We start from the raw sequence: 6000 nt of genomic DNA on the forward strand, positions 1-6000 counted from the left end.
TAATTTAAGAAATTACAAAATAGACGCGATCATAAATAAATACCTTGATTAAAACAAGGTTATTCCAGATCCATGCCCGAATAAACCGGAAGAAAGTCATCTATGATTACTTCGAGCATGGAACCGCGTATTTATAATATCGCATCTGACACAACAATATACTGACTAAGATCAACCCCCGACTAAGGATACGCACCAAATCGCATGACTGGATCTCAGGTCTTTCTACTTGCTCCGCCAATTGTAGCAAAAAAAACCGTCAAGTTACCGTTCGATTTGCACTAATTATTATATTTATTGAACTTTTTTAATCTGACACGATATTTTTAGGCAAAATTAAGCGGAATTTTGTAACAGTGCTCACTTTGATGTGAGTATTGAGAGCATAGAAAACAAAAAACCCAGCATAAGCTGGGTTTTTGAATTCTTGAAACGTAATAAATTAACGCTTTGAGAACTGTGTCTTCTTACGTGCTTTCTTAAGACCAACTTTCTTACGCTCAACTTTACGAGCATCACGAGTAACAAAGCCAGCTTTACGTAGAGCTGGACGTAGAGACTCGTCAAACTCCATTAGTGCACGTGTGATACCGTGACGGATAGCACCCGCTTGACCAGTTGTACCACCACCTGCAACGGTGATGTATAAGTCAAACTTTTCTGTCATTTCAACTAACTCTAGAGGCTGACGAACAACCATGCGAGAAGTTTCACGACCGAAGAACTCTTCTAAAGAGCGCTTATTGATTACGATGTTGCCAGTGCCTGGGCGTAGGAATACGCGAGCACTTGAACTTTTACGACGACCTGTACCGTAGTATTGATTTGCCATGATAGTGCTCCTTAAATGTCTAGAACCTGAGGCTGCTGTGCAGCGTGGTTGTGCTCGTTACCAGCGTAAACTTTAAGTTTACGGAACATTTCACGACCTAGAGGACCGCGAGGTAACATGCCTTTAACCGCTTTCTCGATGATCATTTCAGGCTTTTTAGCTTGAAGTTTCTCAAAGTTGATAGACTTAAGGCCACCTGGGTAACCAGAGTGAGCATAGTACATTTTGTCCTGAGTTTTGTTACCAGTTACAGTAACTTTCTCAGCGTTGATTACGATGATGTAGTCACCAGTATCAACATGTGGAGTGTACTCAGCTTTATGCTTACCGCGAAGGCGACGAGCGATTTCAGTAGCGATGCGACCTAAAGTTTTACCTTCAGCGTCAACTACGTACCAGTCACGTTTTACAGTTTCTGGTTTAGCAACAAACGTTTTCATTATAAAAATCCAAAGTTTTCAATTTTAAAACCACAGGCAGTCCTTGGACTACCGCTCTACTTGTATTTGCTTTAACCCCTTCGAGTTGAAGACTTTTTTGCCGCTCAAGTCAGTGGCTAAGCCGACGAGGGCAATAGAACGCAACGTGGCAGGCCGCGGATTATAGCAAGCCTTCTGGGTGAAAACCAGCGCTTGATGTTTTTTTCTACAAGAAAATCTCAAGAATTTTGAAAAAAATCAAAAAGACGAAAAATCCGTCAGTGCGACGTTGCGGGTATGCTGCAAGCTGCGTTTACAGTGCCTTTCAACTGACACCCCACACAGCGCTGCAACATAAAAAAATGCACACCTTAAGCTAAGTGTTCTCTCGCAAGGTACTCATGCGACTGCATCTCTTGCAATCGACTAACACAGCGTTTGAATTCAAATGTGAGTGTACCCTCGCTGTATAACTCTGTGATCGGTGCAGCAGCAGAGATGATAAGCGTCACATTACGCTCATAAAACTCATCGACTAAAGCAATAAAACGCCGCGCTGCATCATCGTTTTGCTGCCCCATTTGCTTCACATTAGACAAAATCACTGTGTTGTATAAGCGGCTGATTTCCATATAGTCAACTTGGGAGCGCGCCGTTTCGCAGAGTGCCGAAAAGTCAAACATCACGATACAATCTGAGACCATACGAGTTTGGATCATTCGCCCTTCAATTTCTATCGCTTGGTTTTCTTGGCCCGGCTCAGGTGATAATTTACTGAAATACTCAAATAAATTTTTATCTGCTTGCGCATCTAACGGGCTGTGGAATATTTCAGCTTGCTCCAAAGTACGCAATCGATAATCAATACCAGAATCTACGTTAACGACTTCAGTGTTTGCCTTTACCAAAGCAATTGCAGGTAAAAATCGTGCTCGTTGCAGTCCATTTCGATATAACTCATCGGGAATGATATTAGAAGTCGCAACCAATACAATGCCTCGCTCGAACAAGGCTTCCATCAAACCACCTAACAACATAGCGTCTGTTATATCTTGAACAAAAAACTCATCGAAACAGATTATGTCGGTTTCTGACTTAAAAGTATCAGCGATACTTTCAAGTGGGTTTTTAACATCTTTGAGCTTTTTTAACTCGTTGTGTACACGATGCATAAAACGGTGGAAGTGCACGCGCATCTTACGCTCTGTTGGCAATGCGTCATAAAAAGTATCGACAAGGTATGTTTTGCCTCGCCCAACGCCTCCCCAAAAGTACAAGCCCTTCACTTTTGGTTGCTCAGCCTTGCCAAACAGGCGCGAGAAGAAACTCTGCTTGACCACTGGCTGATTGATAAGATCATCGTATAAGCGCTGTAAATGCTTTACCGCATTTTCCTGTGCACTGTCATATTGAAAATCATCACGTTGTAGATCTTGCTGATATTTTTCCCAAGGCGTCATCGACTTAAATATTTTTTACGATTTGTTTGTGGGTTATATTAACACGACTGCATTCACAGCGTATATTTAACTCTATCAGAGTTTTTATTTTTATTTGCCTTAGGGCATACAGGGAGAAACCTATGACTACCGTTACTTGGCTTGGATTACTGATCATTGTTGCCGTGGCTGCATTTTTTCTTGGTGGTTTTGTCACTAAGAAGCAATTCAAGCATGACGAGTTAGAAGTACAAGCACAGCAAGCAAAACATGATTTAGAGCAATATCGACAGGATGTTTCTGACCACTTAGCTAGCACTAAAAAGCTAGTGAACAGAATGCAAGACAGTTACCAACAACTGCTGACTCATGTTGAAGAGACCAATCAGCTACTAACGCAAGAACGCCCTTCTCATCCTGCTGATCCATTTTTCTCAAAGGAAACTACTGAGCAATTACAAGCTTCTCTTCAAGCTCGTCCAGAAAGACGACGTAAGCAAGATCCGAGCTTTGAAGTACCTCCTAGTGACTACGCAGAGGGCGAAACTGGGTTGTTTTCTGGTCAAAAAAAAGAAAGTGAGCAAATTAAAGCCTCTTGATGAAACTTTTTGTAGACCCCATAGTCTTTAAAAGAAGTTATTGATTCTAGGGGCTAGTTAGCAGCCCCTTACGAACTATATAAACGCTAATAGCGGAGTACTTCACGACTATGAAATTTAATTTATCTTTGTTATCGGCCGCTTTACTTTCTTCAAGCCTGTTGTTAATACCACAACAGAGCGTGGCCAAACTTCCTGTTGCCGTTGATGGTCAACAATTACCGACACTTGCACCTATGTTAGAAAAGGTAGCGCCGGGTGTTGTTAGTATTCAAGTAAAAGGTGCAAAAGAGGTGCGCCGCCGTGTTGACCCATTTGACTTTTTCTTCGGTCAACCCCAACCTCGCAGCCAAAAGCGACCTTTCAGTGGATTAGGTTCGGGTGTCATCATTGACTCAAATAAAGGATACGTGGTTACTAATAACCATGTAATTGATGATGCCGACGAAATGCTGGTAACTTTAAAAGATGGCAGAGAATTTGAAGCAAAGCTCATTGGTAGCGATGCAGAATCTGATATCGCGTTGTTGCAGATCGATGGTGAAGACCTTACAGAAGTTAAGTTGGCGGACTCAGACAGATTAAGAGTGGGCGACTTTTCGGTAGCAATAGGTAACCCATTTGGCTTAAGCCACACAGTAACCTCAGGTATCATCAGCGCACTTGGTCGAAGTGGCTTGAATATAGAAGGCTATGAAGACTTTATTCAAACCGACGCTGCTATCAACCAAGGTAACTCTGGGGGAGCGCTTGTTAACCTCAATGGCGAGCTAATTGGTATTAATACCGCTATTCTTGGTGCATCCGGTGGGAACGTAGGTATTGGCTTTGCTATCCCATCAAATATGATGAAAAGCCTAGTCGATCAAATCATTGAATACGGTGAAGTGCGTCGCGGCTCTTTAGGGATCCATGGTCGTACTCTTGATGCAGGTCTTGCTAAAGCACAAGGCTTTGATGTTAAGCGCGGTGCTTACGTAATGCGCGTTGTTGAAGATTCAGCTGCAGATAAAGCAGGACTAAAAGCCAATGATGTAATTGTCAGCCTCAATGGTGATGAAGTCGAAAGCATGGCAGAGCTTGCTAGCAAGGTTGCCACTTTAGGTGAAGGCCGAGAAGTCAGGCTGGGCGTTTATCGAGATGGCAGAACCAAATTTATTGACGTAGAACTTGGCGGCAAACAAGAAGAGCAAGCCAATGCTGAAGATGTGCATCCAAACCTTCGTGGTGCCGTGCTTGAAAGTGGCGAGCGTGATGGTAATGAAGGAGTCGTAATTACTTCAGTTGAACCTCGCTCTCCTGCGGCTCGCGTCGGTCTCGAGGAAGGTGATGTGATCATGCAAGTGAATCGCAAGCGTGTCACCAGTGTCAAAGAGATGTCCAAACTAATTGATGGGATCAGAGGCAATATTGTACTTGGGATCAAACGCGGTCGTGAAACCGTATTCTACCTAATTCAGTAACACTTTGACCCAATATTAAAAAATGAAACACAGCGAAGCTTGTCGCTGTGTTTTTTTTTGTGTCATTATTAGTAGTATTAGATAACGATAAATATAAACACGCGTGTTCAAATTAATTAAATTCATTTTTCCACCTCTACTAGCTGGACTTGGGATAGCGTTCATCATCATTTGGTTTAACCCTGAACTCAGGGCAAATCTACCAACACTCGAAGCGCCCCGTATTAAATCTCAGCATATGAGCTTTGCCGATGCTGTTGAAAAAACGGCTCCTGCTGTGGTAACGATTTTTTCTGAGGGGTTTAGTACGCAGCCAAGGTATCAACGCCAAAGCACGGTTCGAGAGCTCGGCTCAGGTGTTATTATGAGTCGTGACGGCTATATTCTCACTAACTACCACGTAGTGAATAATGCCGATCAGATAATTGTATTGCTTCCAGATGGCCGCCAATACAGTGATACTCAACTTATTGGTTTTGACACCATTACGGATTTAGCGCTACTGAAAATTCCTGGTGAAAACCTTCCCGTTATTCCAATCGACCCGAGCTATCAACCGCGGGTCGGGGATGTCGTGCTTGCCATTGGTAACCCGCTCAATATAGGACAAACGATTACACAAGGGATTATTAGTGCGACCGGCAAACAAACGCTGACAGAGAGCCAGTTTAATAGTTTGCTGCAAATGGATGCTGCCATCAATGTTGGTAATTCCGGAGGAGCGGTCGTCAACTCAAACGGCGCACTTGTTGGGATTACTTCAGCGCAGTTTCGTACCCGCCTAAATATTGACATTCAAGGCATATCTTTTGCAATCCCTTATGATCTCGCCATGGATGTAATGCATAAACTCATCATGGACGGTAGAGTTATCCGAGGTTATCTAGGGTTTAGAGGTACACCTGTTGATAGCACAGGAAAAAGCGTCACCGACCTTTACACACCAATCATCGGCCTAGCCGTCAGTGAATTAGATCCATTGGGACCTGCTTGGCAAGCTGGTATGAAAGAGCATGATATTGTGGTGAAAGTCGGTGGGGAGTCTGTCACTAACCCACAAAGAACGTTGAAGCGAATAGGTAACACAGCCCCAGGCACAGAACTCGAGTTTGAAGTGCTAAGAGCAGGTCAGCGCCTTACTATTACAGTTGAAGTCGCAGAGCTAGAAACGGGACTATATTGACCTGAACTCAGGTTATATTAAGCAGAAAGCGTCCAAATGGACGCTTTTATACCAATTTGCTTAAT

The 6000-nt window shown here is 43.2% G+C and carries 6 protein-coding genes; 3 read left to right on the plus strand and 3 right to left on the minus strand.

Translation table 11 applies throughout. From position 1 onward, the window contains the following. Positions 1-442: 442 nt before the first annotated feature. The 3 genes from rpsI to zapE all read right to left on the minus strand — a co-directional run bounded on the left by rpsI (position 443) and on the right by zapE (position 2711). Positions 443-835, minus strand: a complete 393-nt coding sequence (gene rpsI, locus D9603_RS12755) for a 30S ribosomal protein S9 (protein ID WP_161796706.1) — start codon at positions 833-835, stop codon at positions 443-445. An 8-nt stretch (positions 836-843) separates the two neighbouring features. Continuing rightward, on the minus strand, positions 844-1272 hold the full coding sequence (gene rplM, locus D9603_RS12760) for a 50S ribosomal protein L13 (protein WP_010376694.1): 429 nt from the start codon (positions 1270-1272) through the stop codon (positions 844-846). A 350-nt stretch (positions 1273-1622) separates the two neighbouring features. Then, positions 1623-2711 carry a cell division protein ZapE gene (gene zapE, locus D9603_RS12765; protein WP_128731596.1) on the minus strand — a complete coding sequence of 363 codons (1089 nt, stop codon included), beginning with the start codon at positions 2709-2711 and terminating at the stop codon, positions 1623-1625. Positions 2712-2833: 122 nt separating this feature from the next. Here zapE and D9603_RS12770 point away from each other — a divergent pair, with 122 nt between their 5' ends. The 3 genes from D9603_RS12770 (at position 2834) to D9603_RS12780 (ending at position 5935) form a co-directional block, all read left to right on the plus strand. After that, on the plus strand, positions 2834-3289 hold the full coding sequence (locus tag D9603_RS12770) for a YhcB family protein (protein ID WP_125251164.1): 456 nt from the start codon (positions 2834-2836) through the stop codon (positions 3287-3289). Between the two features lie 110 nt (positions 3290-3399). Further along, on the plus strand, positions 3400-4752 hold the full coding sequence (locus D9603_RS12775) for a DegQ family serine endoprotease (RefSeq protein WP_128731597.1): 1353 nt from the start codon (positions 3400-3402) through the stop codon (positions 4750-4752). Positions 4753-4855: 103 nt separating this feature from the next. Continuing rightward, entirely contained in the window at positions 4856-5935 is a 1080-nt protein-coding gene (locus D9603_RS12780; RefSeq protein ID WP_125251166.1) for a trypsin-like peptidase domain-containing protein, read from the plus strand. Positions 5936-6000 lie beyond the last annotated feature (65 nt).

It is taken from the genome of Pseudoalteromonas sp. PS5 (assembly GCF_004103255.1).
Taxonomy (GTDB): domain Bacteria; phylum Pseudomonadota; class Gammaproteobacteria; order Enterobacterales; family Alteromonadaceae; genus Pseudoalteromonas; species Pseudoalteromonas peptidolytica.